21 protein-coding genes are annotated in these 26,019 nt (G+C 60.0%); 12 read left to right on the top strand and 9 right to left on the bottom strand.

Annotated features, from left to right (window positions below; all coding sequences use genetic code 11):
- The first annotated feature begins 20 nt into the window (after nucleotides 1-20).
- A complete protein-coding gene (gene creD, locus ACEN9A_RS27415; RefSeq protein WP_258671371.1) occupies nucleotides 21-1,391 on the top strand; it encodes a cell envelope integrity protein CreD in 1,371 nt (456 codons plus the stop codon).
- A gap of 181 nt (nucleotides 1,392-1,572) precedes the next feature.
- Here the strand turns inward: creD and ACEN9A_RS27410 are convergent, their stop codons facing one another.
- The 3 genes from ACEN9A_RS27410 to ACEN9A_RS27400 form a co-directional block, all read right to left on the bottom strand.
- Nucleotides 1,573-2,202 (bottom strand): glutathione S-transferase, encoded by a 630-nt coding sequence (locus ACEN9A_RS27410; protein WP_258671368.1) that lies wholly within the window; start codon nucleotides 2,200-2,202, stop codon nucleotides 1,573-1,575.
- A 206-nt stretch (nucleotides 2,203-2,408) separates the two neighbouring features.
- Complete coding sequence (locus ACEN9A_RS27405; RefSeq protein WP_258671366.1) at nucleotides 2,409-3,116, bottom strand: 3'-5' exonuclease; 708 nt, start codon at nucleotides 3,114-3,116, stop codon at nucleotides 2,409-2,411.
- Entirely contained in the window at nucleotides 3,113-5,053 is a 1,941-nt protein-coding gene (locus ACEN9A_RS27400) for a putative nucleotidyltransferase substrate binding domain-containing protein (protein WP_019650302.1), read from the bottom strand. The genes ACEN9A_RS27405 and ACEN9A_RS27400 overlap by 4 nt, the downstream gene beginning before the upstream one ends.
- A gap of 265 nt (nucleotides 5,054-5,318) precedes the next feature.
- Between ACEN9A_RS27400 and ACEN9A_RS27395 the strand changes: the two genes are divergently transcribed.
- Nucleotides 5,319-5,765: a response regulator gene (locus ACEN9A_RS27395; RefSeq protein ID WP_258671364.1), complete on the top strand. Its 447-nt coding sequence runs from the start codon at nucleotides 5,319-5,321 to the stop codon at nucleotides 5,763-5,765.
- A 281-nt stretch (nucleotides 5,766-6,046) separates the two neighbouring features.
- Here the strand turns inward: ACEN9A_RS27395 and ACEN9A_RS27390 are convergent, their stop codons facing one another.
- On the bottom strand, nucleotides 6,047-8,224 hold the full coding sequence (locus ACEN9A_RS27390) for a malate synthase G (protein ID WP_258671362.1): 2,178 nt from the start codon (nucleotides 8,222-8,224) through the stop codon (nucleotides 6,047-6,049).
- A 581-nt stretch (nucleotides 8,225-8,805) separates the two neighbouring features.
- On the opposite strand from ACEN9A_RS27390, the gene ACEN9A_RS27385 reads away from it, so the two are divergent.
- Complete coding sequence (locus ACEN9A_RS27385) at nucleotides 8,806-9,324, top strand: glycine cleavage system transcriptional repressor (protein ID WP_007936467.1); 519 nt, start codon at nucleotides 8,806-8,808, stop codon at nucleotides 9,322-9,324.
- 215 nt (nucleotides 9,325-9,539) lie between these two features.
- On the opposite strand, the gene rarD is transcribed toward ACEN9A_RS27385, so the two are convergent.
- From rarD to ACEN9A_RS27360, 5 genes are all read right to left on the bottom strand, one after another.
- A complete protein-coding gene (gene rarD, locus ACEN9A_RS27380) occupies nucleotides 9,540-10,427 on the bottom strand; it encodes an EamA family transporter RarD (RefSeq protein WP_019580701.1) in 888 nt (295 codons plus the stop codon).
- 176 nt (nucleotides 10,428-10,603) lie between these two features.
- A complete protein-coding gene (locus ACEN9A_RS27375; protein WP_258671360.1) occupies nucleotides 10,604-11,578 on the bottom strand; it encodes a serine/threonine protein kinase in 975 nt (324 codons plus the stop codon).
- Nucleotides 11,579-11,741: 163 nt separating this feature from the next.
- Nucleotides 11,742-13,643 (bottom strand): PhoX family protein, encoded by a 1,902-nt coding sequence (locus tag ACEN9A_RS27370; protein ID WP_258671358.1) that lies wholly within the window; start codon nucleotides 13,641-13,643, stop codon nucleotides 11,742-11,744.
- A gap of 155 nt (nucleotides 13,644-13,798) precedes the next feature.
- The gene (locus tag ACEN9A_RS27365; protein WP_018928815.1) at nucleotides 13,799-14,563 is read right to left on the bottom strand and encodes a TOBE domain-containing protein; all 765 of its coding nucleotides are present in this window, start codon (nucleotides 14,561-14,563) and stop codon (nucleotides 13,799-13,801) included.
- A 63-nt stretch (nucleotides 14,564-14,626) separates the two neighbouring features.
- Nucleotides 14,627-15,367 (bottom strand): ComF family protein, encoded by a 741-nt coding sequence (locus ACEN9A_RS27360; protein ID WP_258671356.1) that lies wholly within the window; start codon nucleotides 15,365-15,367, stop codon nucleotides 14,627-14,629.
- Nucleotides 15,368-15,457: 90 nt separating this feature from the next.
- Between ACEN9A_RS27360 and bioB the strand changes: the two genes are divergently transcribed.
- From bioB to ACEN9A_RS27315, 9 genes are all read left to right on the top strand, one after another.
- Nucleotides 15,458-16,513: a biotin synthase BioB gene (gene bioB / locus ACEN9A_RS27355; protein WP_008008198.1), complete on the top strand. Its 1,056-nt coding sequence runs from the start codon at nucleotides 15,458-15,460 to the stop codon at nucleotides 16,511-16,513.
- A 140-nt stretch (nucleotides 16,514-16,653) separates the two neighbouring features.
- Complete coding sequence (gene bioF, locus ACEN9A_RS27350) at nucleotides 16,654-17,832, top strand: 8-amino-7-oxononanoate synthase (protein ID WP_258671354.1); 1,179 nt, start codon at nucleotides 16,654-16,656, stop codon at nucleotides 17,830-17,832.
- Complete coding sequence (locus ACEN9A_RS27345) at nucleotides 17,825-18,556, top strand: alpha/beta fold hydrolase (protein ID WP_258671353.1); 732 nt, start codon at nucleotides 17,825-17,827, stop codon at nucleotides 18,554-18,556. Before bioF ends, ACEN9A_RS27345 begins: the two co-directional genes overlap by 8 nt.
- The gene (gene bioC / locus ACEN9A_RS27340; RefSeq protein WP_019650311.1) at nucleotides 18,549-19,361 is read left to right on the top strand and encodes a malonyl-ACP O-methyltransferase BioC; all 813 of its coding nucleotides are present in this window, start codon (nucleotides 18,549-18,551) and stop codon (nucleotides 19,359-19,361) included. Before ACEN9A_RS27345 ends, bioC begins: the two co-directional genes overlap by 8 nt.
- On the top strand, nucleotides 19,358-20,038 hold the full coding sequence (bioD, locus tag ACEN9A_RS27335) for a dethiobiotin synthase (RefSeq protein ID WP_019650312.1): 681 nt from the start codon (nucleotides 19,358-19,360) through the stop codon (nucleotides 20,036-20,038). Before bioC ends, bioD begins: the two co-directional genes overlap by 4 nt.
- Before the next feature lie 120 nt (nucleotides 20,039-20,158).
- Nucleotides 20,159-20,455 (top strand): hypothetical protein, encoded by a 297-nt coding sequence (locus tag ACEN9A_RS27330; RefSeq protein WP_007936482.1) that lies wholly within the window; start codon nucleotides 20,159-20,161, stop codon nucleotides 20,453-20,455.
- A 277-nt stretch (nucleotides 20,456-20,732) separates the two neighbouring features.
- Nucleotides 20,733-22,538, top strand: a complete 1,806-nt coding sequence (locus tag ACEN9A_RS27325) for a phenylacyl-CoA dehydrogenase (RefSeq protein WP_007936490.1) — start codon at nucleotides 20,733-20,735, stop codon at nucleotides 22,536-22,538.
- A 226-nt stretch (nucleotides 22,539-22,764) separates the two neighbouring features.
- Nucleotides 22,765-24,054, top strand: coding sequence for a GGDEF domain-containing protein (locus ACEN9A_RS27320; protein ID WP_018928822.1), 1,290 nt, complete (start codon nucleotides 22,765-22,767; stop codon nucleotides 24,052-24,054).
- A 90-nt stretch (nucleotides 24,055-24,144) separates the two neighbouring features.
- Nucleotides 24,145-25,941, top strand: a complete 1,797-nt coding sequence (locus ACEN9A_RS27315) for an acyl-CoA dehydrogenase C-terminal domain-containing protein (RefSeq protein ID WP_258671351.1) — start codon at nucleotides 24,145-24,147, stop codon at nucleotides 25,939-25,941.
- Nucleotides 25,942-26,019 lie beyond the last annotated feature (78 nt).

Below are 26,019 nucleotides of genomic sequence, written 5' to 3'. Positions count from 1 at the left end.
ATCCAAACAGGGAGAGTCCCATGAACCGAAGCCTGACCCTAAAACTCGGGGCAATTGCCCTGCTGATTCTGTTGCTGCTGATCCCGCTACTGATGATCAACGGTGTGATCCAGGAGCGCCAGCAACTGCGTGACGGTGTACTCGAAGACATCGCCCGCAGTTCCAGTTACAGCCAGCAATTGAGCGGCCCGCTGATGGTGGTGCCCTATCGCAAAACAGTGCGCACCTGGAAAACCAACGAAAAAACCAACCAGCGTTATCAGGATGTCGTCGAGGAGCGCGGGCGTTTGTATTTCTTGCCGGAGCGTTTCGAACTCGACGGCCAGGTCCAGACCGAGCTGCGCGCCCGGGGTATCTACGAGGCGCGACTGTTCCATGCCGATAACCGCATCAGCGGGCATTTTTCGGTTCCGGCACAACTGGGCATCAAGGAGGACTTCGCCGATTACCGCTTCGATCAGCCGTTTCTGGCCGTTGGCATCAGCGACATTCGCGGCATCGAGAATGCGCTGAAACTCGAACTCAATGGCCAGAAGCTGGATTTTGTACCGGGTAGCCAGGTGGGCTGGCTGGGCGAGGGTGTGCACGTGACGCTGCCGGCGCTGGACACCCAACAGGCCACGGAACTGGCCTTCGGTTTCGACTTGCGTCTGCAAGGCACCGGCCAGTTACAAGTTCTGCCGGTGGGCAAGACCAGCAAGGTTTCACTGGCCGCCAATTGGCCTCACCCCAGCTTCATCGGCAATTACCTGCCGGCCCAGCGGGAAATCACCGATCAGGGCTTTACCGCCAACTGGCAGACGTCGTTTTTCTCCACCAACCTGCAAGAAGCGTTGAACAGTTGCGTGTCGGGCGGTCATTGCGAGGCGTTCAGCGGTCGCAGTTTCGGCGTGAGTTTCATCGACCCGGTGGACCAGTACCTGAAAAGCGATCGGGCAATCAAATACGCATTGCTGTTCATCGTCCTGACCTTCGCCGGTTTCTTCCTCTTCGAAGTGCTGAAAAGCCTGGCGGTGCACCCGGTGCAGTACGCCTTGGTGGGTGTGGCGCTGGCGTTCTTCTACCTGTTGTTGCTGTCGCTGTCCGAACACATCGGCTTTGCCCTGGCGTATCTGCTGTCGGCGAGTAGCTGTGTGGCGTTGATCGGTTTTTATGTCTGCCATGTGCTGCGCAGCGTGCGTCACGGTTTGAGCTTTTCGGCGGGGTTGGCGGCGTTATACGGGCTGCTTTACGGCTTGTTGAGCGCCGAGGATTACGCGCTGTTGATGGGCTCGCTGCTGTTGTTCGGGCTACTGGGTGTGTTCATGGTGCTGACCCGCAAGCTGGACTGGTACGGGATCGGGCAGAAAACCGCGAAGCCCTTGGACTTTGATATAGGTGCCGTGGAATGAGCCGGTGGTTGGGGTTGCGCGAGGATCAGCGTGTGGGTGAGGTGTTGGCGACGCGGATTGCCAGGTTGTTTGCACAGAGATCAAAAGATCGCAGTCTGCGGCAGCTCCCACAGGAGCACGCGTTCGGCGTAGGAGCTGCCGAAGGCTGCGATCTTCTGAGGCCGGCATGGCCGACCAACGATCAAACCTTGGGCATCGTCGCGATCATCGAAGGCCGCTGACTCACTTCGAAATACCACTCGGCCAACTTTGGATTTTCCGTGCGCCATTCCAGATCCGGATGGCGCAAATCCAGATAACCCAAGGCACAGGCAACACTGATCGCCGCTACATCGAAATGGCTGGTCAGCTCGGCAATCGCATCGGCCTCCAACAGCGCCAAGGCGCGGCGAATCTTGTCGCGCTGACCGTCGAGCCATGCGTCCCAATGTTTTTCCGGCGAGCGCAGGGCCACTTCATAGCGAACCATCACTGCGGCATCCATGATCCCGTCTGCCAGAGAGGCCAGGGTCAAGCGCCGCCAGCGCGCCGAGCCTTCACGAGGAATCAGCGGATTGCCGACGTGCTGGTGATCGAGGTAATCGAGGATCACCCGGCTGTCGTACAACACATTGCCGTCGGCCAGGCGCAGCGCAGGAATCTTGCCCAACGGGTTGTCTTCGTTGAGAGCCGGATCCGGGCTGACCGGCGTGAGCTGGCTGGCTTGCAGCGCCACGCGGTTGGTTTGACCGGTCTCGTGCAACAGCACCATGACTTTGCGAACAAAGGGCGACGCGGGGTTGTGGAACAGGGTCATGCTGGGGGCGGACATGTCGGCATCTCGATCATGGGCAGTGTCGGGAGCATAGCGCTTTAGTGTTTGAGTGTGGGAGCGAGCTTGTGGCGAGGGGGCTTGCCCCCGTTCGGCTGCGCAGCAGTCGTAAAACCGCCGAATGCGGTCTATATGGCGAAATGCAGGGGGCCGCTTCACGACCCAACGGGGCGGTGCGGCGGTCCGACAAGCCCCCTCGCCACAGGTCAGAAAGAAGGCGCTTGCCGCCGCCGCTTCCACTGACTCAACCGCTGCTGCAGGTTCAACGGGCTATGAATCTGTTGCTGCCGCGCTCGGCTGAACAAAATCAGCATCAGCTCCGCCGTTGCCAAGGCATCGGCACTGGCGTTATGCCGTTCGAAGACCTCCAGCTTGAACCAGTCGATCCACTCATCCAGCCCGGCCTCGCGAAAGTGTGCCTGGGGGCAAAGCAGCGGGGCGATGTCTGCCACGTCCAGAAACGGATGCTGCAGCTTGTAACCCAGATGTTCTTTCAGTGCGCGCCCCAGCATGTGCTGGTCGAACGGCGCATGAAAGGCCAGCACCGGGCTGTCGCCGACAAATTCCATGAATTCGAGCAGGGCCTGCGCGGGGTCGCTGCCGGCGGCAATGGCGCTCGGGCCCAGGCCGTGAATCAACACGCTGGGGCCGAGTTTGAGTTCGTTGCATTGCAGCGTGCGCTCGAACTGCTGGCTGAAATCGATCGCGCCGTCCTCGATCACCACGGCCCCGATGGACAGCAGCCGATCCTTGTTCAGGTTCAGCCCGGTGGTTTCCAGGTCGAGCACCACCCAGCGTTGCTCGCGCAGGCTGCAGTCGCTCAGCTGGGTCACGGCCGGCAAGCGCTCCAGACGGTGTTGCAGTTCGCCGGGCAAAACGGGACTGGCCGGGCGCAGCCATGAAAACAGGCTCATAACTGATACCGCAGGGTCAGGCTGCTTTGCAGGCGTTGGGCCTGGCGCAGGGATTCACGCAGGATGCGTCGGTCCAGATGATTGAGGCTGTCGGGATCGACCCGGTTGGAGTAGGGCAAGTTCTCACGGGTCTGTAGCTGATGTTGCTGCATGCGGGTTTGCTGGATGAAGTGATACGCCTCTTCATAGGCCGCGCCGTCCAGCTGATCGATGACCTCTTTTTCCACCAATTGGCGAAAGCGCTCCAGGGTGTTGTTGGCATCGATGCCGTGGGCCAGGGCCAGCACTCGCGCGCCGTCGACGAATGGAGTCAGGCCCTGGAGTTTCAGGTCGAGGGTGGCTTTCTCGCCATTCTTGCGCGCCAGGACGAATTCGCGGAAACGTCCTACGGGCGGACGGTTGCGCAGGGCGTTCTCGGCCATCATGCGCTGGAACAACCGGTTGTCGCCGACCTGATCGAGAATGCCCCGGCGCAGTTGCTCGCAGCCCCGCTCATCGCCCCAGACCACGCGCAGATCGAAATAGATACTCGACCCCAGCAGGTTTTCCGGCGTTGCCTCGCGGATAAACGCTGCAAAGCGTCGTGCCCACTCGATCCGGGACAAACACAGCTCGGGGTTGCCGGCCATGATGTTGCCTTTGCACAAGGTAAAGCCGCACAGTGCGAGGCTCTGATTGACCTGCTGGGCGATGGGCAACAACTTGCCGCGAATCTCGGCGGCGTGGGCCGCATCGCGAGCTTCGAACAGAATGCCGTTGTCCTGATCGGTGTGCAGCGTCTGCTCGCGGCGGCCTTCGCTGCCGAAGCAAAGCCAACTGAACGGCACACCGGGATCACCTTTCTCCGCGATGGCCAGTTCGATCACCCGGCAGACGGTGTGGTCGTTGAGCAGGGTGATGATATGGGTGATCTGCGTCGAGGACGCGCCGTGGGCTAGCATCCGCTCGACCAATTGGCCGATTTCGCCGCGGATCGCCACCAGGTTTTCCACCCGCTGGGCGCTGCGAATGGTCCGCGCCAGGTGCACCAGATCGACCCTTTGCAGGGAAAACAGGTCACGCTCCGAAACCACGCCACACAGGCGCTGGTCCTTGACCAGGCAGACGTGGGCGATGTGTCGCTCGGTCATGGCGATCGCTGCGTCGAAGGCACTGTGGTCCGGCGTCAGGAAAAACGGCGCCCGGGTCATGTGCCGCTCGATGGATTCATTGAAATCGCTGGTGCCGTTGGCCACCACATGCCGCAAGTCACGCAGGGTGAAAATGCCCAGCGGCGCCTTTTGCTCATCGACCACCACAATGCTGCCGACTTGCTGATCGTGCATCAGCGTCACCGCTTCACGCAGGGGCGTGATCGGGCTGCAGGTTACCGGGTGACGCATGGCCAATTCGCCCAGCCGGGTATTGAGCGAGTACTGGGTGCCGAGGGTTTCCACGGCTTTTTGCTGGACTTGCTGATTGACCTGATCCAGCAAGCTGCTGACACCGCGTAGGGCAAAGTCGCGGAACGGGTTGGACAGTGCGAACAGTTTGATGAACGCCAGCTTGTTCAGTTGTAGGCAAAAGGTATCTTCGGCCGCCAGGTGTTCGGTACGGGTCGCACGTTCGCCCAGCAGCGCGGCCAGGGGAAAACACTCGCCGGTGGTGATTTCGAAGGTGGTTTCGGTGCCACCCTTGGCCGTGTGCGGGCGTTCGCCCACGACCCGGCCCTGTTTGACGATGTAGAAATGCTCGATCGGGCCATCGGCGGGTTTAATGATGCTTTCGCCGGGGGCATAAAAGCGCAGCTGACACTGCTCGACCAGATAAGCCAGATGGGCGTTTTCCATCTGATTGAAGGGTGGGAAACGCCCCAGGAATTGCAAAGTGCCCTGGATGTTCTGCAACACCGCGGTTTTCCCTGCCTGGGTGAAGGCGTCCGCTTTACTCATAACCATTACCGCAGTCTTTTTCTGATTGTTGTGTCGGATCGTTGTTTCAGATCGTTCCAGGCATGGTCGACCCCTGCGGGCAGGGTGCCCATTGGACGTAAGTCTAGGTAGGCGGTGCAGCGGCCGAAATATGGGAAATGTCTGACACAACGGTGGGAAAAACCTCCTACATTGTCTATTGGAAAAGTTTCCGACGAAGTGCACATTGAAGTCTGCTGAGCGATGTCTGACGCCCTGTGTCAGGGATCGCATCGAAAACGTTGAGAACGCCATGTCCGACCACGATATTTTGAGTGATGCCGAGCGCGAAGCGCTCAGCGCCGTCATGCTGGAACCAGACTTGCCGCCGCAGCGGGTGCTTATCGTCGATGACGATAAGGATGCCCGCGAATTGCTATTGGAAATTCTGGGGCTCGATGGCATTCACTGCATGACGGCGGCCAGCGGCGAAACGGCGCTCAAAATGCTGGCGGAGAAGCCATCGATCGGTCTGGTGATTACCGATCTGCGGATGGGGCATGTCGATGGCCTGGAATTGATCCGCCAGGTGCGGGAATCGGCACGTGCGGCGATGCCGATCATCATCGTTTCCGGCGATGCCGATGTGAAGGATGCGATCGAAGCGATGCACTTGCACGTCGTGGACTTTCTGCTCAAGCCCATTGATAGCGAAAAATTGCTTGAACTGGTCAAGCATGAGCTGGGGATGGATGTATAGCGCGGACTTCCAGGTTGGCAGCTTTTGTGGCGAGGGGCTGTTGTGGCGAGGGGGCTTGTCGGAACGCCGCACCGCCCCGTTCGGCTGCGCAGCAGTCGTAGATTCTCACTGAAAAAGTGCATGGGGCTGCTTCGCAACCCAACGGGGGCAAGCCCCCTCACCACAGGAATTGCATGTCTAGTCCTGAAACAGGTGTGAACCTATTTCAGGACTAGACAGCGTAAATGAAAAAGCCCTGATCTCTCGATCAGGGCTTTTTTACGTCCGGCTTCAGCGTCTACTCAAAGGCCATTGGCAGCTTTGAACTCGCGACGACGACGGTGCAGAACCGGCTCGGTGTAGCCGTTCGGCTGTTTAGTGCCTTCGACCACCAACTCGACCGCCGCCTGGAAGGCGATGTTGCTGTCGAAGTTGGGTGCCAGCGGGCGGTACAGCGGGTCGTTGGCGTTTTGACGGTCAACCACCGGCGCCATGCGCTTGAGGCTTTCCATCACTTGCGCTTCGGTAACGATGCCGTGGCGCAGCCAGTTGGCGATGTGCTGGCTGGAAATACGCAGCGTCGCACGGTCTTCCATCAGGCCGACGTCGTTGATGTCCGGCACTTTCGAGCAACCTACGCCCTGGTCGATCCAGCGCACCACGTAACCGAGAATGCCCTGGGCGTTGTTGTCCAGTTCGTTCTTGATCTGTTCCGCAGTCCAGCTCGGATTCACAGCCAGCGGGATAGTCAGGATGTCGTCCACCGAAGCACGCGCACGTTTGGCCAGTTCGGCCTGACGGGCGAACACGTCGACCTTGTGGTAATGCAGCGCGTGCAGCGCAGCAGCGGTCGGCGATGGAACCCAGGCGGTGTTGGCACCGGCCAATGGGTGAGCGATTTTCTGTTCCAGCATCGCTGCCATCAGGTCCGGCATGGCCCACATGCCTTTACCGATTTGGGCACGACCTTGCAGGCCGGTGCTCAAGCCAATATCGACGTTCCAGTTCTCGTAGGCACTGATCCACTTCTCGGCCTTCATGTCGGCCTTGCGCACCATCGGGCCGGCTTCCATGGAGGTGTGGATTTCATCGCCCGTGCGGTCGAGGAAACCGGTGTTGATGAACACTACGCGCTCGCTGGCAGCCTTGATGCAGGCCTTGAGGTTGACCGTGGTACGGCGCTCCTCGTCCATGATCCCGACTTTCAGCGTATTGCGCGGCAGGCCGAGGACGTCTTCGATGCGACCGAACAGCTCGTTGGTGAACGCGGCTTCTTCCGGGCCGTGCATCTTCGGCTTCACGATGTAGACCGATCCGGTACGGCTGTTCTTGCGCGAGCTGTTGCCGTTGAGGCTATGGATCGCCGCGAGGCAAGTCACCAGACCGTCGAGAATGCCTTCTGGCACTTCGTTGCCGTCTTTGTCGAGGATCGCGTCAATGGTCATCAGGTGACCGACGTTGCGCACGAACAACAGCGAGCGACCGTGCAGGCTCAGTTCGCTGCCATCGAGAGCGGTGTAGGTGCGGTCGGCGTTCATGGTGCGGGTAAAGGTCTGACCGCCCTTGGAGACTTCTTCCGACAGGTCGCCCTTCATCAGGCCGAGCCAGTTGCGATAGATCACCACTTTGTCATCGGCATCGACTGCGGCGACCGAGTCTTCGCAGTCCATGATGGTGGTCAGCGCGGCTTCCATCAGGATGTCTTTGACACCGGCTGCGTCGGTCTGGCCGACCGGGGTGCTGGCATCGATCTGGATTTCGAAGTGCAGGCCGTTGTTCTTCAGCAGGATCGCGGTCGGAGCCGCCGCATCGCCGTGGAAACCGATCAGTTGAGCATCGTTGCGCAGGCCAGTGTTGCTGCCGCCTTTGAGGGCGACGACCAGTTTGCCGTCAACGATTTTGTAGCCGGTGGAGTCGACGTGGGAACCGGCAGCCAGTGGCGCGGCCTCGTCGAGAAAGGCGCGGGCGAAAGCAATGACCTTGTCGCCACGTACCTTGTTGTAGCCTTTGCCCTTTTCCGCGCCATCCGCTTCGCTGATGGCGTCGGTGCCGTAGAGCGCGTCATACAGCGAACCCCAGCGGGCGTTCGAGGCGTTGAGCGCGAAACGGGCGTTCATTACCGGCACCACCAACTGTGGGCCGGCCATGCGGGCGATTTCGTCATCGACGTTTTGTGTCGTTGCCTGGAAATCGGCCGCTTCTGGCAGCAGATAACCGATGTCTTGCAGGAAGGCTTTGTAGGCCACCGCATCGTGCGCAACACCTGCACGAGCCTGGTGCCAGGCATCAATGCGAGCCTGGAAATCATCGCGTTTGGCGAGTAGGGCTTTGTTCTTCGGCGCCAGGTCATGGATGACCTTGTCGGCACCGCCCCAGAACGTGTCGGCGGTGAGGCCGGTACCGGGAATGGCTTCGTTGTTCACGAAGTCGAACAGGACTTTGGCGACCTGCAGGCCACCGACTTGAACGTGTTCAGTCATTGCTTGCCTCACTCTGCTCAGCTATTTCGCTTTTCAGCTCTTCAATTTAACAATGAAGCCTCTGGCCATTTAAACCACAAACCCTTCTACCAGTACATGCCATTGCTGGCGGCTGGGTTCGTTCCGATCAACGGCATTGCGGCCTTGCTGACGGGGCTTTCAGGGTTGCGAGTGTGCCTGCGGCAGACATCGATCCAACGTTATGTAGTGCGCGCTGCGGCATACTACATGATGAATTGCGGTTGTGAAAATTAGACTAATTACGTCGTTCTGCGACCCTATGACGCATTGCAGTCATGTCGGGGAGCGGGATGTTCTCAAAAAACCATTGGATTGTTCCAGCTAAATATAAAAACTTGTACACATAATCTTCGATGCCCTGCTATGGAGAGGGGGTTTTTGTGGCGAGGGGGCTTGCCCCCGTTCGGCTGCGAAGCAGTCGTAGATCGCCTGATGCGAATACGCTGGAGAAACTCAAGGGGCCGCTTCGCGACCCAACGGGGGCAAGCCCCCTCGCCACAACCAGCGCCTTGCCTATACTTGCCTTTCCATAACAAAAGTCATGACAAGAGGGCTGCGCCATGGACCATCTCGTACTCACGGTATTCGCCCCGGACAAGCCCGGGCAGGTCGAGCGCATTGCCCAATGCATTGCCGAGCATGGCGGCAACTGGCTGGAGAGCCGCATGTCGCGCATGGCCGGGCAGTTCGCCGGGATTCTTCGGGTGGGCGTGCCCGCCGAAGCCTACGATGAACTGGTAGACGCCCTACAGGGACTGTCGACCCAGGGCATCCGCGTGATGATCGCCGAAAGCAGCATCGAACAATCCTGCACCTGGAAGCCGATTGCCATGGAACTGGTGGGCAATGATCGTCCGGGCATTGTGCGAGACATTACGCGTCTGCTGAGTGAGCAAGGGGTGAGCCTGGAGCGGCTGGTGACCGAAGTGCGTCCGGCGCCGATGAGCAGCGAGCCGTTGTTCCATGCCGAAGCAATTCTCGCGGTGCCCCTGACTTTGTCGCTGGAGGTGCTGCAATCGCGCCTGGAAACCCTGGCGGACGACCTGATGGTCGAATTGGTGCTGCGCAGCGAACCTTGAACAGGTTATCCAAGTTATACGTGCACCTGCCTGTGGATAACCTGTAGAGACACCCCGCCAGCCCGCGCCGGCCGGGGCTCTTCAGGATCTGATCAAAAAACCAGCAGTTTCAGTGACTTGCGCACAAACGCCGGGGATCACGCTGTGGATAACCTTGGGAAGGATGGATGCAGGCCACGGGAGACGTGGCCTGTAGAGGTTTGTACGTTTTCTGATCAGCTGCGGCGGCGCAGACTTATCCACGCGTCGATGCTGTAAACCGCCAGACCTGCCCAGATAAAGATGAACGCCACCAGCGTGCTGGACGACAAGTGTTCGCCAAACAGCAGTACGGCTTGCAACAGCACCAGCGTCGGCGCCAGGTACTGGAGAAATCCGAGGGTGGTGTATGGCAAGTGCCGTGCGGCGGCGTTGAAACACACCAGCGGCACCAACGTCACCGGACCGGCGGCTACCAGCCACCAGGCTTCGGAGCTGGTCCAGAATGCGGCTTGCGCGCTGGTCGCCGTCGGGTTGAACAGCAGCCAGGCGACAGCAATCGGCACCAGCATCCAGGTTTCCACCACCAGCCCCGGCAGCGCCTTGACCGGCGCCTGTTTGCGGATCAGGCCGTAGAAGCCGAAGGTCAATGCCAGCACCAGCGACACCCACGGCAGACTGCCGACTTGCCACACTTGCTGCGCGACACCGACCGCTGCCAGCCCCACCGCAATCCACTGCATGCGCCTTAGCCGTTCGCCGAGGATCAGCATCCCCAGCAACACGTTTACCAATGGATTGATGTAGTAACCGAGGCTGGCTTCAAGCATGCGTCCATTGTTCACCGACCAGACGTAAGTCAGCCAGTTGGCCGCGATCAGCGTGCCGCTCAGGGCCAGGATCGCCAGCCGCCGTGGATTCTCACGCAGCTCGCGCCACCAGCCGGGATGCTTCCAGACGAGCAGCAGCAAGGCGCCGAACAACGCGGACCAAAGCACTCGGTGGATGATGATCTCCACGGCGGGCACGCTGGCGATGGCTTTGAAGTAGAGCGGGAACAATCCCCAGATGATGTAGGCACTCAGGCCCAGAATGTACCCGCGACGCAGGTTGGCGGCTTGCATGAGAATCCTTGCTTAGGCAGCTAACAAAGAAGGGATTGTATAGATGTGTGGCCTTTTTTGTAGGAGCGAGGCTTGCCCGCGAAGAACGATGACTCGGTATGTCAGGCAAACCGCATTATCGTTCTTCGCGGGCAAGTCGGATCGCCGCACCGCTCGCTCCTACAGGGACGCGGTGTTTAGAAGAGTTTCAATGGCTCTTCATTCAGCGCCGCCAATTGCTCACGCAACGCCAACACTTGATCACCCCAATAGCGCTCGGTGCCGAACCACGGAAAGCTGCGGGGGAAGGCCGGGTCGTCCCAGCGGCGGGCGAGCCAGGCGCTGTAATGCATCAACCGCAAGGCGCGCAGCGGTTCGATCAGCGCCAGTTCCCGCGGATTGAAGTCGTGGAATTCGCTGTAGCCATCCATCAGTTCCGACAACTGCCCCAGACATTCCTGACGGTCACCCGCCAGCATCATCCAGATATCCTGCACCGCCGGACCCATGCGGCAGTCATCGAGGTCGACGATGTGGAACATCTCGTCGCGGCACATCATGTTGCCGGGGTGGCAATCGCCATGCATGCGGATGTTCTGGTGTGGCGTGGCCTGATAGACCTCTTCCACGCGCTTGAGCAGGTCGCGGGCCACGGATTCGTAGGCGGGCAGCAGGCTGCGCGGGATGAAATTGCCTTCGAGCAAGGTGGTCAGCGAGTCATGACCAAAATTCTTCACCCCTAGCGCTTCACGATGCTCGAACGGTTTTGTAGCACCGACCGCATGCAGACGACCCAGCAGTTGGCCCAGGCGATACAGTTGATCAAGGTTGCCCGGCTCCGGAGCGCGGCCGCCACGGCGAGGGAACAGGGTGAAACGGAAACCGTTGTGTTCGTGCAGGCTTTCATCGTTGTGGATCATCGGCGCGACCACCGGTATATCGCACTCGGCGAGCTCGAAGGTGAATTGGTGTTCTTCGAGAATCGCTTCGTTGGTCCAGCGCTGCGGACGGTAAAACTTGGCGATCAGCGGCTCGGAGTCTTCGATGCCAACCTGATAGACACGGTTCTCGTAGCTGTTGAGCGCCAGAATGCGCGCGTCGCTGAGAAAGCCGATGCTTTCGACGGCATCGAGCACGAGGTCTGGGGTGAGGGTTTCAAACGGGTGGGCCATGCTGACTCCTGCGCGCGGCAGGCTGCCGCGTCCGGCCAAGCATGGTAGCGCAGACGGGGCATCTTTAGGGGGTGGGCTTGAGGTAAGAGTTGTTTGGGCTGACGCTTTCGCGGGCAAGCCTTGCTCCTACAGTAGGCGCGAGACTTGCCGCGAAGAGGCCCTGTCAGGCGCCGACGATCCCGCCATCCTCGCGGGTAATCGCCATCACCGAAGACCGTGGCTTGCCGTTGGGCAGATGCTCAGGGAACGTCGAACCGCCGTTTTCCCCCGGATGCTGAATCCCGACAAACAAGGTCTTCTGATCCGGCGAGAAGCTGATCCCCGTCACCTCACAACCTATCGGCCCGACCATGAAGCGGCGGATCTCGCCAGTCACCGGGTCAGCACAGAGCATCTGGTTATTGCCCATGCCCGCGAAGTCACCCGCGTTGCTCGAGTCGCCGTCGGTCAGAATCCACAAGCGCCCGGCCTTGTCGAAGCCCAGGCCGTCCGGGCTGTTGAACATGTTCTGCGGGGTGATGTTCGACGAGCCGGCCTTCGGCGTGCCGGCGTGGACGCCCGGGTTGCCGGCGACCACAAACAGGTCCCAGGCAAAGCTATTCGAACCGTGATCGTCGCGGTCGGTGCGCCAGCGCAGGATCTGCCCGTAGACGTTCTTCGCGCGCGGGTTCGGGCCGCCCACCGGCTGGCCTTCTTCGCCGCGCTTGGCGTTGTTGGTCAGGGTGCAATAAACCTGGCCGTCCTTGGGGCTGACGACGATCCATTCCGGGCGGTCCATGCGCGTGGCGGTTACCACACTGGCTGCGAGACGTGCATGAATCAGCACTTCGGCCTGATCGGCAAAGCCGCTGCTGGCGTCGATGCCGTTCTTGCCGTGGGTCAGTTCGATCCACTGACCCTGGCCTTTCGGATGATCGGCGTTGCCGTCGCCCGCATCGAAACGCGCCACGTACAAGGTGCCGTGGTCCAGCAGATCGCGGTTGGCTTTGGGGTTTTTGTGGTTGATCTTGTCGTGGCTGACGAATTTATAGATGAACTCGCCACGTTCGTCGTCGCCCATGTACACCACGGCGCGACCGTCGTTGGTTTCGGCCAGGGCAGCGTTTTCATGTTTGAAGCGGCCCAGCGCGGTGCGTTTGACCGGCGTCGATTGCGGATCGAACGGGTCGATTTCCACCACCCAGCCGTGGCGGTTGAGTTCGTTGGGATTTTTCGCCAGGTCGAAGCGTGGATCGTGTTGATGCCAGTTGATGTCTTTGCTGGTTGCCACTGCGCCGTAGCGTTTCTGCGCGGCGTCGAATTTTTGCTCGGCATTGCTGCTGCCGAAGCAGTCGGTGAAGTTCTCTTCGCAGGTCAGATAAGTGCCCCACGGCGTTTTGCCGTTGGCGCAATTCTGGAAGGTGCCGAGGACTTTCTTGCCGTGTTTGTCGGCACTGGTTTTCAGCAGGTCGTGACCCGCTGCGGGGCCGCTCAGTTTGATGGGCGCATTACCGTGAATGCGCCGGTTGTAGCGCGAGCCCTGGACGAACTGCCACTGGCCGTTCTTGCGCTGCACTTCGATCACTGACACGCCTTCGCAGGCCAGGGCCTTGCGCACATCTTCCGCCGATTGCGGCATGCCGCCGTGGGGGTAGAGGTAGCGGTAATTGGTGTATTCGTTGTTGATCGCCATCAGCGCCCGGTCTTTGTCACCGGGGAATTCGAACAGGCTCATGCCGTCGTTGTTGTCGCCGAACTGGACTTCCTGCGCCTGGGCCGTGCCGTTACCGCTAGGGTCGAATGCCGGGCCATTCTTTTGCAGAGGCTGACCCCAGCTAATCAAAACCGAGGACTTGTAGCCCGGCGGCAGGGTGATGGTATCGGTGGTGGCGGCGGCAATGCTGTCGAAGCCCAACAGCTTGCTGGAACCGGCGCTGACGCTGGCGGCCAGCACGCTGCGACTCAGCAGGTTGCCACCGAGAAACATCGCCGCACCGCAGAGGGCGCCGGCGCTGATGAAGCCACGACGGCTGAGGCCGACCATTTTTTCGAGGTCGGTGGGTTGGTTGTCTTCTAATAGGCTCACATCAGGCTCCCTGCGGGTTTTTGCAGCCACCTTAAGGGCGGTTGATGAAGCTTTTGTTGCAGTCACCTCGTAGGAGCTGCCAAAGGCTGCGATCTTTTGATCCTGAATTTAAGATCAAAAGATCGTCCGAACGCGGCCCGAGCCTTCGGCAGCTCCTACAGCGGTGTACCCAGCAGGATGTTCGATGGCGCGAACTGCACCTGCACCGGTTTACCGGCGGCAAGCCCGAGGTTTTTCAGGTGCAGCGGCTCGGCCAGGGCGCAAAGTGTCTGGCCATTGGGCAGGCCGATGCGCACTTCGCTGGGGCTGTCTTCAGCGTCGAGGATTTCTTCGATCGTGCCCTTCAGGCAATTGTTGCCATGTGTTGCAGCTTGATCGATGCCAAGCAGTTCCAGCCAACCGGCCTTGATCAGTGCGACCACTTCGGTACCCGTTTCCAGCTCCAGGCGCAGGGTGCTGTCGTGAGTGATCTGCGCGTCAATGAGCAAGCCTTCGGCCAGTTCAAGGCGGATCCGGTCGTTGCGCCCCTGTGCATCGATCGCCACGACCTTGCCGTGCAATTGATTGCGCGCGCTGGTTCTGAGCATCAGCCGACCGAGCAAGTCCAGGTCGCTGGCCTCTTCGGCGGCTTCCAGAACCTGAGCCTGCAACGCTTGCAGCTTTTGATACAGGCGCAACACGCGCTCGCCTTCGCTGGACAATTTGGCGCCACCGCCGCCCTTGCCACCAACGCTGCGCTCCACCAGTGGTTTCTGCGCGAGGTTGTTCAGCTCGTCGATGGCGTCCCACGCGGCCTTGTAACTCAGACCGGCGCTTTTTGCGGCGCGGGTGATCGAGCCCTGTTCGGCGATGTGTTGCAGCAACGCGATGCGCTGCGGACGACGGACAATGTGCTGGGACAACAACGTAGGCAAGGACATGGCAAGGCGCTTTGGGCTGTGGCGATGGATGGGACGTTGGCGACTTGGCGTGCGGGAGTCAAGTCAGGCCCCATCGCCAGGTTTGGGGGTACGGGCCAGGCAGTAGACGTCGACCCGCGTCGCACCCGCCGCCATTAACAGCCGGGCCAGGGCCTGTGCGGTGGCGCCGGTGGTCAGCACATCGTCCACCAGTGCGAAGTGGCGACCTTTGACCGAAGCCTCGGGCGCCAGGGCGAAGGCGTGGCGCAGGTTCTTTTTACGTGCATCGGCATTAAGGTCTTGTTGCGCGCTGGTGTCCTGAGTCCTCACCAACAGCGTTTCATCACAAAGAATGTCGAGGCCGGCGCTGAGCCAGCGGGCGAGCATCGCCGCTTGGTTGAAACCCCGCTGGCGCAGCCGCTTGGGGGCCAGCGGTACCGGTATCAGCGCGTCGGGCCGATCCAGATCTTCATCGAAGCGATTTTGCAGGAACTGAGCAAGAAGTTCGGCGAGCAGGCGGCCAAACGGCCATTTTGCGCTGTGCTTGAAGCGGGTGATCAAACTGTCGACGGGAAAGCTGTAAGTCCAGGGAGCGGCGACTCGCTCGAAAGCTGGCGGTTGTTTCAGGCATTGGCCGCACGTCAGACCGGTGGCGGGCAAGGGCAGGGCGCAGGTATGGCATTGGTCGCCCAGCCAGGGCAGCTCGGTTTCGCAGGCCATGCAGATCGGTAGGGTGTCGTCCGCGACCTCTGAGCAGAGCAAACAGGATTGTTTGTTTTTTAACCAGATGTAAACCGGTCCTTCGTATCGTGGTTGACAGTGCATGAGTCTTCCTTAAATATGCCGAACATCCGTGTCGCGTCTGTGGGTATTCCATTCCCCAGTCGCTTGCCAAGCATAACCAAGGAATCGCCCATGAGCGCCAGCACCACTGCCACCCTGCGTCACGACTGGTCTTTGGCTGAAGTCAAAGCACTCTTCGTTCAGCCATTCAATGACCTGTTGTTCCAGGCGCAGACGGTGCACCGCGCGCATTTCGACGCCAATCGCGTCCAGGTTTCCACCCTGCTGTCGATCAAGACCGGCGCGTGCCCTGAAGATTGCAAATATTGTCCGCAGTCGGGTCACTACAACACTGGCCTGGAAAAAGAAAAACTGATGGAAGTGCAGAAGGTCCTCGAAGAGGCTGCTCGCGCCAAGGCCATCGGTTCGACCCGTTTCTGCATGGGCGCGGCGTGGAAACACCCGTCGGCCAAAGACATGCCTTACGTGCTGGAGATGGTCAAAGGCGTGAAGGCCATGGGCCTGGAAACCTGCATGACCCTCGGTCGTCTCGATCAGGACCAGACCGTCGCCCTGGCCGAAGCCGGCCTGGACTACTACAACCACAACCTCGACACCTCGCCGGAGTTCTACGGCAGCATCATCACCACCCGCACTTACAGCGAGCGCCTGCAAACCCTGGCCTACGTGCGTGATTCGGGGATGAAGATCTGCTCCGGCGGCATTCTCGGCATGGGCGAGTCCCTCGACGACCGCGCCAACCTGCTGATCCAGCTGGCCAACCTGCCGGAGCATCCAGAGTCGGTGCCGATCAACATGTTGGTGAAAGTCGCCGGCACGCCGCTGGAAAATGCCGACGACGTCGACCCGTTCGACTTCATCCGCATGCTCGCCGTTGCACGCATCCTGATGCCGAAATCCCACGTACGCCTGTCCGCCGGTCGCGAAGCGATGAACGAGCAGATGCAGGCCCTGGCGTTCTTTGCCGGCGCCAACTCGATCTTCTACGGCGAAAAACTGCTGACCACCGCCAACCCGCAGGCAGACAAGGACATGCAACTGTTCTCGCGTCTGGGCATCCTGCCGGAAGCCCGCGAAGAGCACGCCGACGAAGTGCATCAGGCCGCCATCGAACAGGCACTGGTGGAGCAGAAGAGCAGCGAGCAGTTCTATAACGCTGCTGTTTAACCACGTTCAGGCTTTTCTGTAGGAGCTGTCGAAAGCTGCGATCTTTTCTGGATCGACGCTGATACGGGCAAGATCAAAAGATCGCAGCCTTCGGCAGCTCCTACAGATGTTCGTGCCTCTCTTCTACTCGCGAGGTCTGCATGTCTTTCGATCTCAGCGCGCGCCTTGCTGCCCGTCGTGCCGAAAACCTTTATCGCCAACGCCCGCTGCTTGAAAGCCCTCAAGGCCCGGAAGTGGTGGTCGATGGTCAGCCGTTGCTGGCGTTCTGTAACAACGATTACCTGGGCCTGGCCAATCACCCGCAAGTGATCGAAGCCTGGCGCGCCGGCGCGTCGCGTTGGGGCGTGGGCGGTGGTGCTTCGCATCTGGTGATTGGCCACAGCGGCCCGCATCACGCGCTGGAAGAAGCCCTGGCCGAATTCACCGGCCGCCCGCGCGCACTGCTGTTCACCACCGGCTACATGGCCAACCTCGGCGCGGTTACCGCATTGGTCGGGCAGGGTGATACGGTGCTGGAAGACCGGCTCAATCACGCGTCGTTGCTGGATGCCGGGCTGCTGTCCGGTGCGCGTTTCAATCGCTATCTGCATAACGACGCGGCCAGTCTGGCCAAACGCCTTGAGAAGGCCACCGGCAATACGCTGGTGGTCACCGACGGCGTGTTCAGCATGGACGGCGACATCGCCGATCTGCCGGCGCTGGCGCGGGAAGCCAAGGCCAAAGGTGCTTGGTTGATGGTCGATGACGCTCACGGCTTTGGTCCGCTGGGCGCCAATGGCGGTGGGGTCGTCGAGCATTTCGGCCTGTGTCAGGAGGACGTGCCGGTGTTGGTTGGCACCCTCGGCAAGGCGTTCGGTACGGCCGGTGCTTTTGTGGCTGGCAGTGAGGAGTTGATCGAGAGCCTGATCCAGTTCGCTCGCCCCTACATCTACACCACCAGCCAGCCGCCGGCACTGGCCTGCGCGACGCTTAAAAGCCTGGAATTGTTGCGCAGCGAACATTGGCGACGTGAGCATTTGCAGGCGCTGATTCGCCAGTTCCGCCAAGGCGCCGAGCAGATTGGCCTGGAGTTGATGGACAGCTCCACGCCGATCCAGCCGATCATGATTGGCGATGCCGGGCGCGCGGTCCGGCTGTCGCAGATGCTGCGTGAGCGTGGCCTGATGGTGACCGCGATCCGTCCACCGACCGTGCCTGCCGGCAGCGCCCGCTTGCGCGTAACCCTGACCGCCGCCCACAGCGAGGCGCAGGTGCAGCTATTGTTAAATGGACTGGCCGATTGTTTTCAACAACTGGGACCGGAGCCAAGCCATGCGTGATCGTCTGATTCTGCTGCCGGGCTGGGGTCTCGGGATTTCTCCGCTGGAACCCTTGGCGGCTGCCTTGCAAGGCCTGGATGAGCATCTGCGCGTCGAAATCGAACCACTGCCGGAACTGGAATCGAGCGACCTTGAAGAATGGCTCGATGAACTGGATTCGACGCTGCCCCAGGATGCCTGGCTCGGTGGCTGGTCATTGGGCGGCATGCTGGCGTCCGAATTGGCGGCGAAGCGTGGTGACCGTTGCTGCGGTTTGGTGACCCTGGCGAGTAATCCTTCTTTTGTCGCCCATGAGCAGTGGTCGAGCGGGATGCCCGGCGAGACCTTCGACGCGTTTCTGGCCGGTTGCAAAGCCGACCCAGGCATGACTTTGAAACGTTTCTCGCTGCTGTGCACCCAAGGTGCCGCAGACCCGCGCGGGCTATCGCGGCTGTTGCTCGCTGGCGCACCGCTTTCGTCTCCATCGGTGCTGATGAGCGGCCTGGAGTTGCTTGCACAGCTGGATACCCGGCAAGCGTTGCAGGCGTTTCGCGGTCCGCAATTGCACTTGTTCGGTGGTCTCGACGGATTGGTCCCGGCCGAAGCGGCGGGGGATTTGCTGGCGCTGCTGCCGGATGTCGAAATCGGTCTGATTGAACAGGCCAGCCACGCGTTTCTTCTGGAAGACCCCCACGGTGTGGCGGGGGCGATTCAGGCCTTTTTGCATGAGTCCGGTGATGACTGATTTGTCCCTTCCCAACCTGCCCGGCGGCTTGCCCGATAAACGCCAGGTCGCGGCGTCCTTTTCCCGAGCGGCGGCGAGCTATGACAGCGTGGCCGAATTGCAGCGCGACGTTGGCAATGAATTGTTGCGTCGCTTGCCGGAGGATTTTGTCCCGGGTCGATGGCTGGACATGGGTTGTGGCACCGGGTATTTCAGCCGTGCGCTCGGTGAGCGTTTTCCCGCCGGCAACGGGCTGGCCCTTGATATCGCAGAGGGGATGCTCAATCACGCCCGTCCCTTGGGCGGCGCCAACCATTTCATCGCCGGTGATGCCGAACGCTTGCCGTTGCAGGATTCGACCTGCGACCTGGTCTTCTCCAGCCTGGCGGTGCAATGGTGCGCGGATTTCGCCTCGGTGCTCAACGAAGCGTATCGGGTGCTGAAACCGGGCGGTATTTTCGCGTTTGCTAGTCTGTGTGTAGGGACTCTGTACGAATTGCGCGACAGCTGGCGTCAGGTGGATGGCATGGTGCACGTCAACCGCTTCCGCGAGTTCGGTGTTTACCAGCAGCTTTGCGCGGACAGTGGCTTGAAGGTCATCAGTCTTGAAACACATCCACATGTGTTGCATTACCCCGATGTCCGCAGCCTGACCCATGAGCTCAAGGCACTCGGGGCGCATAACCTGAACCCCGGTCGGCCGGGTGGTTTGACCGGCAGGGCGCGAATCCTCGGCTTGATCGAGGCTTACGAGCAGTTTCGTCAGGCACAGGGACTGCCGGCGACTTATCAAGTGGTTTACGCCGTGCTGGAGAAACCCTTATGAGCGCAGCCTATTTCATCACCGGTACTGACACCGATGTCGGCAAGACCACCGTCGCCGCAGGTTTGCTGCATGCCGCGCGATTGGCGGGCTTGAGCACCGCGGCGGGTAAGCCGGTAGCCTCCGGGTGTGAGCTCACGCCCAAGGGGCTACGCAACGCCGATGCGCTGGCACTGTGGACCGAATGTTCATTGCCGTTGACTTACGAACAGGTCAATCCAGTTGCGTTCGAGCCGGCGATTGCACCACATCTGGCCGCACGGGAGGCCGGCGTGGCGTTGACCGTGCAATCGCTGCTGGCACCGATGCGGCAGATTCTCGATATGCGGGCGGACTTCACCTTGATCGAAGGCGCTGGCGGCTGGCGAGTGCCGTTGGCGGATCAAGACAATCTGTCAGACCTGGCCATGGCGCTGGATCTGCCGGTGATCCTGGTGGTCGGCGTGCGCCTGGGCTGCATCAACCATGCGCTGCTGACGGCCGAGGCGATTGCTCGGGATGGTTTGCAGTTGGCGGGGTGGGTGGCGAACATCATCGATCCGAAGACCTCGCGTCTTGAAGAGAACCTGGCGACGCTGGCCGAGCGCATTCCCGCGCCGTGCCTGGGGCGGGTGCCGAAACTCAAGTCGGTGACGGCCGAAGCGGTGGCCGAACATCTACAGCTGGATCTGCTGGACTGACGTTTCTGGCGTGGGTTTTACCTATGATAAGGCACTGTGCCATTAGTGTTTTTGTCGGGCCTTTTAGCGGCGTGTCTGGTTCAATGGCCGCTGTTGATCCTTTGTAGGACGAGTTCTCCCATGGAAATCTCAGGAAACACCGCTTTTTATGCCGGTCTGAGCACTATTCAGACAGGGCAGAACCGTGTCGATCAGGCTTCGGGGCAGATCGCCAACAACACCATCGAGCGTTCGGTCACCAGTCAGTCCTCCGAGGTTCAGGTCGATCGTCTGCGCTCGGTAGACCGCAGCCAGCAATCGGATCTGGCCAGCAATGTGGTCGAGATGTCTCAAGGCAAGTTCCAGGTGGAACTTGGCGTCAAAGTCGCCAAGGCCTCCGATGAAATGCTCGGTACGTTGATCGATACCTTCGCCTGATTCCTCACTGAATTCACTATCCCAGCGCCGCGTCTGTCCGCGGCGTTTTTCTGCGTAAGTCCTTCTCCCTCAACTAATCTCTCCTACATGACGTGTTGCTCAATCAACGACGTTGCGCAACCGCGCGCCCGTGATTTCCCTAGATCGAAGACGAACGGCAAAAGATCGGCGCTTGACAAGATTTGGGCGTAAACGTATGTTTCAAACAACTGTTTGACCGTCACAACAAATCACCACGGTCGTTCATTCCCGGTTACATCAGCAGAGGTTTATCGCTATGCCTGACTACAAGGCCCCCTTGCGTGATATTCGCTTCGTTCGTGACGAACTGCTCGGCTACGAAGCGCACTATCAGAGCCTTCCGGCTTGCCAGGACGCAACTCCGGACATGGTTGACGCCATTCTCGAAGAAGGCGCCAAGTTTTGTGAGCAGGTGCTGGCGCCGCTGAACCGCGTGGGTGACACCGAAGGCTGCACCTGGAGCGAGTCCGGCGTTAAAACCCCGACCGGCTTCAAAGAAGCCTACAAGCAATTCGTTGAAGGCGGCTGGCCAAGCCTGGCCCACGACGTAGAGCACGGCGGCCAGGGCTTGCCGGAGTCTCTGGGCCTGGCTGTCAGCGAAATGGTGGGTGAAGCCAACTGGTCGTGGGGCATGTACCCAGGCCTGTCCCATGGCGCGATGAACACTATTTCCGAGCACGGCACGCCTGAGCAGCAAGAGGCTTACCTGACCAAACTGGTTTCCGGCGAATGGACCGGCACCATGTGCCTGACCGAACCGCACTGCGGCACTGACTTGGGCATGTTGCGCACCAAGGCCGAACCTCAGGCCGACGGCTCCTACAAAGTGTCCGGCACCAAGATCTTCATCTCGGCCGGTGAGCACGACATGGCCGACAACATCGTCCACATCGTTCTGGCACGTCTGCCGGACGCACCTGCCGGCACCAAAGGCATCTCGCTGTTCATCGTGCCGAAATTCCTGCCGAACGCAGATGGCTCGATCGGCGCGCGCAACGCTGTGAGCTGCGGTTCCCTGGAACACAAGATGGGCATCCACGGCAACGCCACCTGCGTGATGAACTTCGACGCGGCCACCGGTTACCTGATCGGCCCGGCGAACAAAGGCCTGAACTGCATGTTCACCTTCATGAACACCGCACGTCTGGGTACCGCGCTGCAAGGTCTGGCACACGCCGAAATCGGCTTTCAGGGCGGCCTGAAATACGCTCGCGATCGTCTGCAAATGCGCTCCCTGACTGGCCCGAAAGCGCCGGACAAAGCCGCTGACCCGATCATCGTTCACCCTGATGTACGTCGCATGCTGTTGACCATGAAGGCGTTCGCCGAAGGCAACCGTGCGATGGTTTACTTCACCGCCAAGCAAGTCGACATCGTCAAATACGGCGTCGATGAAGAAGAGAAGAAGAAAGCCGACGCATTGCTGGCCTTCATGACGCCGATCGCCAAAGCCTTCATGACTGAAGTCGGTTTCGAATCCGCCAACCACGGCGTGCAGATCTACGGTGGCCACGGCTTCATCGCCGAGTGGGGCATGGAGCAGAACGTTCGCGACAGCCGTATTTCGATGCTGTACGAAGGCACCACCGGCATTCAGGCACTCGACCTGCTGGGCCGTAAAGTGCTGATGACTCAAGGCGAAGCGCTCAAGGGCTTCACCAAGATCGTCCACAAGTTCTGCCAGAGCAACGAAGGCAATGACGCGGTCAAAGAGTTCGTCGAGCCATTGGCTGCGCTGAACAAAGAATGGGGCGAGCTGACCATGAAGGTCGGTATGGCGGCCATGAAAGATCGCGAAGAAGTCGGCGCAGCATCCGTGGACTACCTGATGTACTCCGGTTACGCCTGCCTGGCCTACTTCTGGGCTGACATGGCGCGTCTGGCGGCCGAGAAACTGGCTGCCGGCACCACCGAAGAGGCGTTCTACACCGCCAAGCTGCAGACTGCGCGCTTCTACTTCCAGCGCATCCTGCCGCGTACCCGCACTCACGTTGCAACCATGCTGTCGGGCGCCAACAACCTGATGGACATGAAAGAAGAAGACTTCGCACTGGGTTACTAAGCCCTACGCAGTCTCTTCACAAAGCCGCTGCTTCTTCGGAAGCAGCGGCTTTTTTATGCCTGACGCAAACGATCACGTCTTTAAATATTCCTGACTAAAACGCTAAGAAGAACGACTTTGCTGCCGTTAAAGAGGCTGCGATGTGACACGTGTCACATTGCACGTGCTTAGCTGCTCCAAATGCAGGCACAATGCCATCTTTGTTTGCCGGGTCGGAGCTTTACCCTTGCCGCGTTCTTCCGCTGTACGTTTCAGCCATTTTTTGCCATCGCTGCTGTTGTTGCTCGCGGGGCTTGCGGCTGCCTACGTCAAGGATCTCAACGTCTTCTTCACTTCGCTGTTCAACGTGCTGCCCACTCTGGTGCTGTTGCTCGGCGGTGCGTATTGCGCGGTTTACCGACGTCAGCGTGAACTGTTTCTGATGGTCACGGTGTACATTGCCTACTTCCTGCTCGACACCCAGACCGACTATTACCGCGACAACGGCAAGGTTCGTGAAGACGCCGCCGTAGTGTTCCATCTGTGCTGTCTGTTGTTGCCGTTGCTGTTTGGCTTGTTCGCCGCCTGGCAAGAGCGCACTCACCTGTTCCAGGACATGGTGGCGCGCTTCGCTGTGTTGCTGGCGTTCGGCAGTGTGGCGCTGGGGTTGGAGCAAAGTTACCCACAGGCGCTGCTGATGTGGCTGTCGGAGATCCGCTGGCCAGCATTGCATGGTGCGTGGATGAGCTTGATCCAATTGTCTTATCCCGTGTTCATCGCCTCGTTCCTGTTGCTTGCCTGGCAATACTGGCGCAACCCAAGACCCTTGCACGCTGCGCAATTGGTGGGGCTGTTGGGATTGTTCTGGATGTTGCCGAAAACCTTCATCCTGCCCTTCACCCTGAACATCATGTGCAGCCAGGTGATGTTGATGATTGCCGCCGCGGTTGCGCATGAGGCCTATCAAATGGCCTTCCGCGACGAACTCACCGGCCTGCCGGGGCGCCGCGCCCTGAACGAACGCATGCAACGGCTGGGGCGCAATTACGTGCTGGCGATGAGCGACGTCGACCACTTCAAGAAATTCAACGACACCCACGGCCACGATGTCGGCGACCAAGTGTTGCGTCTGGTCGCCAGCAAACTGTCGAAAATCAGTGGTGGCGGTAGGGCATATCGCTACGGCGGTGAGGAATTTGCCTTGGTGTTCGCAGGCAAGACCCTCGAAGAGTGCATGCCGCACCTGGAAGTCATCCGCGAATCCATCGCCACTTACAATATCCAGCTGCGCAATCAGGACAGCCGTCCCCAGGATGACCAGCAGGGACGCCAGCGTCGCGCGGGTTCGGGCGCCTCGAGTGTTTCGGTCACCGTCAGCATCGGCGTCGCCGAACGGCTGGAACAACGCACCCCTGAAGAAGTGCTCAAATCCGCCGACCAGGCGCTCTACAGCGCCAAGGGCGCGGGGCGAAACTGTGTGATGGCATTCGGTCAGAACCGCCGTGGCGCAGTGCGCATGGACGCTGCTGCGGGTTGAGTGATGATGGCGCATTCAGCGTCTGGACTGTGATTGTGAGGTGTGATGCACGGCAGTAGGTTTGAGCCATCTGCTGCCGGAGAAATGACCATGCCCGAGTACAAAGCTCCCCTGCGCGACATGCGCTTTCTGATCGATCACGTCTTCGATTTTCACAGCAACTACGCCGCGCTGGGGGCCACCGATGCCAGCCCGGACATGGTCAATGCGATCCTCGAAGAAGGCGCGAAATTCTGCGAGAACGTTCTCGCACCGCTGAACCGCAGCGGCGACGAAGAAGGCTGTCATTTCGACAACGGTGTAGTCACAACGCCTACAGGCTTCAAGCAAGCATTCGCACAATACGTGGAAGGCGGCTGGCATGGTCTGGCGGCGGATCCTGCTTACGGCGGTCAGGGCTTGCCAAGTTCCTTGGGGCTGGTCATCAGCGAAATGGTCGGCTCCAGCAACACGTCCTGGGGCATGTACCCCGGCCTGACCCACGGTGCGATGTCGGCCATCCATGCGCATGGCACTGAAGAACAGAAACAGACCTATCTGAGCAAGCTCACCGCAGGCCAATGGACCGGCACCATGTGCCTGACCGAAGCCCATTGCGGCACCGATCTGGGCATCATCAAGACCCGCGCCGTACCGCAGGCCGACGGAAGTTACGCGATCTCCGGCAGCAAGATATTCATCTCCGCCGGCGAACACGACATGAGTGACAACATCATTCATCTGGTGCTGGCCAAACTGCCGGACGCGCCAGCGGGGACCAAAGGCATTTCGCTGTTTATCGTGCCCAAATTCCTACCCAATGCCGAGGGCGAGGCGGGCGAGCGCAATGGCGTTTCCTGTGGCTCGATCGAACACAAAATGGGCATCAAGGCCTCGGCCACCTGCGTGCTGAATTTCGATGACGCCAAGGGTTTCTTGATCGGTGAGCCGAACAAGGGCCTGAACTGCATGTTCACCATGATGAACCACGCGCGGCTCGGCACCGGCATGCAAGGTTTGTGTCTGGGGGAGGCGAGCTTCCAGGGCGCAATCAAATACGCCAACGACCGTCTGCAAATGCGCTCGCTGACCGGTCCGAAAGCGCCGGAAAAACCCGCCGACCCGATCATCGTTCATCCCGATGTGCGCAGGATGTTACTGACGATGAAGGCCTTCAACGAGGGCAATCGGGCACTGACTTACTTCACCGCACAGTTGCTGGACGCTGCGCACCTGAGCCCGGATGAAGCGGCGCGTCAGGACGCTGAGGATTTGCTGGCGTTCCTCACACCGATCTGCAAAGCCTTCATGACCGACACTGGGCTGGAGGTGACCAACCTCGGCATGCAGGTGTTTGGCGGCCACGGTTTCATTCGTGAGTGGGGCATGGAGCAGTTGGTTCGCGACTGCCGGATCGCACCGATCTACGAAGGCACCAACGGCATTCAGGCGCTGGATCTGCTTGGGCGCAAAGTCCTTGGCAGTCAGGGAAAACTGCTGCGCGGCTTCACTAAAATCGTCCACAAGTTCTGTGCGGCAAACGCTGAGCATCCGCAACTCGGCAGTTATTTTGCGCAACTCAACGGACTGAACCAGCAGTGGGGCGAGTTGACTTCCAGGATCGGCATGGCCGCGATGAAAAATCCGGATGAGGTCGGCGCCGCCTCGGTGGATTACCTGATGTACAGCGGCTACATCATCCTCGGCTACCTGTGGCTACGCATGGCGCTGGTGGCTCAGTCGCAGTTGGAGGCGGGCAGCGGTGATGCCGATTACTGCCGAGGAAAACTGGCGACCAGCGAGTTTTACTTCAAGCGTTTACTGCCGCGTACGGCTGCTCATCGGGCGGCCATCGAGGCGGGTAGCGACTGTTTGATGAAGTTGCCGGCGGAGTTGTTTGCACTTTAATCATTCAAATCAGCCATAAAGAAGCCCGCCTCGCTGCGGGCTTCTTTATGGGGGAGTAAGCCAGTGACTAAAAATAAC

The sequence above is a fragment of the Pseudomonas sp. Pseusp18 genome (genome assembly GCF_059506005.1).
This window is presented reverse-complemented; position numbering and strand designations above follow the sequence as displayed.

What these genes read in the sequence shown, in the direction of transcription:
- creD (WP_258671371.1), top strand. Translation starts at nt 21, where the DNA reads ATGAACCGAAGCCTGACCCTAAAACTCGGGGCAATTGCCCTGCTGATT.
- ACEN9A_RS27410 (WP_258671368.1), bottom strand. Translation starts at nt 2,202, where the DNA reads ATGTCCGCCCCCAGCATGACCCTGTTCCACAACCCCGCGTCGCCCTTT.
- ACEN9A_RS27405 (WP_258671366.1), bottom strand. Translation starts at nt 3,116, where the DNA reads ATGAGCCTGTTTTCATGGCTGCGCCCGGCCAGTCCCGTTTTGCCCGGC.
- ACEN9A_RS27400 (WP_019650302.1), bottom strand. Translation starts at nt 5,053, where the DNA reads ATGGTTATGAGTAAAGCGGACGCCTTCACCCAGGCAGGGAAAACCGCG.
- ACEN9A_RS27395 (WP_258671364.1), top strand. Translation starts at nt 5,319, where the DNA reads ATGTCCGACCACGATATTTTGAGTGATGCCGAGCGCGAAGCGCTCAGC.
- ACEN9A_RS27390 (WP_258671362.1), bottom strand. Translation starts at nt 8,224, where the DNA reads ATGACTGAACACGTTCAAGTCGGTGGCCTGCAGGTCGCCAAAGTCCTG.
- ACEN9A_RS27385 (WP_007936467.1), top strand. Translation starts at nt 8,806, where the DNA reads ATGGACCATCTCGTACTCACGGTATTCGCCCCGGACAAGCCCGGGCAG.
- rarD (WP_019580701.1), bottom strand. Translation starts at nt 10,427, where the DNA reads ATGCAAGCCGCCAACCTGCGTCGCGGGTACATTCTGGGCCTGAGTGCC.
- ACEN9A_RS27375 (WP_258671360.1), bottom strand. Translation starts at nt 11,578, where the DNA reads ATGGCCCACCCGTTTGAAACCCTCACCCCAGACCTCGTGCTCGATGCC.
- ACEN9A_RS27365 (WP_018928815.1), bottom strand. Translation starts at nt 14,563, where the DNA reads ATGTCCTTGCCTACGTTGTTGTCCCAGCACATTGTCCGTCGTCCGCAG.
- ACEN9A_RS27360 (WP_258671356.1), bottom strand. Translation starts at nt 15,367, where the DNA reads ATGCACTGTCAACCACGATACGAAGGACCGGTTTACATCTGGTTAAAA.
- bioB (WP_008008198.1), top strand. Translation starts at nt 15,458, where the DNA reads ATGAGCGCCAGCACCACTGCCACCCTGCGTCACGACTGGTCTTTGGCT.
- bioF (WP_258671354.1), top strand. Translation starts at nt 16,654, where the DNA reads ATGTCTTTCGATCTCAGCGCGCGCCTTGCTGCCCGTCGTGCCGAAAAC.
- ACEN9A_RS27345 (WP_258671353.1), top strand. Translation starts at nt 17,825, where the DNA reads ATGCGTGATCGTCTGATTCTGCTGCCGGGCTGGGGTCTCGGGATTTCT.
- bioC (WP_019650311.1), top strand. Translation starts at nt 18,549, where the DNA reads ATGACTGATTTGTCCCTTCCCAACCTGCCCGGCGGCTTGCCCGATAAA.
- bioD (WP_019650312.1), top strand. Translation starts at nt 19,358, where the DNA reads ATGAGCGCAGCCTATTTCATCACCGGTACTGACACCGATGTCGGCAAG.
- ACEN9A_RS27330 (WP_007936482.1), top strand. Translation starts at nt 20,159, where the DNA reads ATGGAAATCTCAGGAAACACCGCTTTTTATGCCGGTCTGAGCACTATT.
- ACEN9A_RS27325 (WP_007936490.1), top strand. Translation starts at nt 20,733, where the DNA reads ATGCCTGACTACAAGGCCCCCTTGCGTGATATTCGCTTCGTTCGTGAC.
- ACEN9A_RS27315 (WP_258671351.1), top strand. Translation starts at nt 24,145, where the DNA reads ATGCCCGAGTACAAAGCTCCCCTGCGCGACATGCGCTTTCTGATCGAT.